Annotated in this window: 1 protein-coding gene; it reads right to left on the reverse strand. The window is 50.1% G+C overall.

What is annotated here, in order from left to right; all coding sequences use genetic code 11:
• Positions 1-83: 83 nt before the first annotated feature.
• Complete coding sequence (locus O3648_RS08260; protein ID WP_070482926.1) at positions 84-1,301, reverse strand: MFS transporter; 1,218 nt, start codon at positions 1,299-1,301, stop codon at positions 84-86.
• Between the last annotated feature and the right edge of the window lie 227 nt (positions 1,302-1,528).

Raw genomic sequence — 1,528 nt, forward strand, 5'->3', positions numbered from 1 at the left:
AGGGGCGACTCGCCATGACGGCGGGTCGCCCCTCCTTCTGTGTATGTTCTCCGCCCCGTCATTAAGTGGGTAGCGGGTTCTCACTATTGTTCAACGATGTTGAACACTTTGAACTGTTTATAGTGGACCAGCGTGTAGATGAGGCAGAGTACAGCCGGGATACTGACGACGAGTGCAGCGTTGAAGGAGCCTAGATGGTCAAGCATCAGTGCTACCGCACCCATGGAGTACAGCGTTCCTAGCCCAAACACGGCACCGTCAAGAGAGCTGGCACGCCCCAGTAACTCATTCGGTGTAATGCAGTCACGCAGATTGTTGGAGAAGATGAAAGCTGATGCCCATCCTACGTCCAGGATGAAGAGCAAGGCTCCGAGCACTACGGGGTTATTGCTGATGGTGACGAGCGGTATTCCGAGCAGGGATACGACGTTGGCGACCAGCAGCATTCCTCGTGTGTTCTCGAAAGAGAGGAAACGATCGATGATGAGCGCCGCGACGATACCACCGATACCGCTGCAGGCCATAATCATGCCTACCACTGAGGCTTCAAAGGTGAGTTCCTCGTACAGGCGGTAAATAATGATGAGTGAATACGATGCCGTAGCTGCCGCCAAGAAGAACGTGTAGACAAGGATAAGTCTCTGCGGGGCACCGGAGAACATGTATTGGATACCGTCAAACATCCGGTGGATAAACCCATGTTGTGCGGTTTCGCGTTGCTCAGTTTTAGTTTCCATCTCTACAGATGGCAACGTTGCGTATGAAATAGTTGCCGCTCCGAAAAGGAGCACCGGGACGATAAGACCGACCGTTGCACCCGCGACAAGAACAATAAATCCTGCTGTAGGGGGCGCAATGATTGCGGATATTCCCTCGCAAATTTCACGACGTGCGTTGTACGAAAGAAGGTTTTCTCGTCCGAGAAGCTGCGGAATATATCCCGCTTCTGAGGCAGCAGCCAGTTCGGAGAAGACACCGCTCACAAATCCTAGTGCGGCGATGGTGAACCATGACAGCATATGCTGCTCAATCATCAACGCCAAGGTAAGGATGCTGAGGATGTTTACTGCCCCGGCAATCACGATCATAGGTTTTCGAGGCAGACTATCAGATAGGGTTGCTAGTGGATATGCCAAGGCGATATTGGGGATTTGCATGGCTACTGCCATCACGCCAGCTAACCCAATTTCGCCTGTACTAGCGAGAATCGCGATGGGTAGGGCGAAGGAATATATTCCTGTACCTACCAGAGAGCCGATAAGGGCTACGTAGATTCTCCACGGTATTTTATGTGTTGTCATGCTTTATTCCTTCCAGCACGCATCAAAATAGCTGCTAACAATTGTGATGAACACGATGATCCTAGTTCACAAAAAATGGCATGCCTTAAAGATTTATAGGCAGAATAATGAAATGTTGTCCTAGGAATCTGAACTTTGCTAGAGACAATATTGACAGTATCCTCCACCTCCTTACATACAGGCCAATTCCTATGAGATAGGATTTCGCCTCTTAAAATATGCTCCCC

Origin of the sequence: Rothia sp. 27098_8_161 (genome assembly GCF_041432905.1) — a bacterium.
GTDB lineage: Bacteria > Actinomycetota > Actinomycetes > Actinomycetales > Micrococcaceae > Rothia.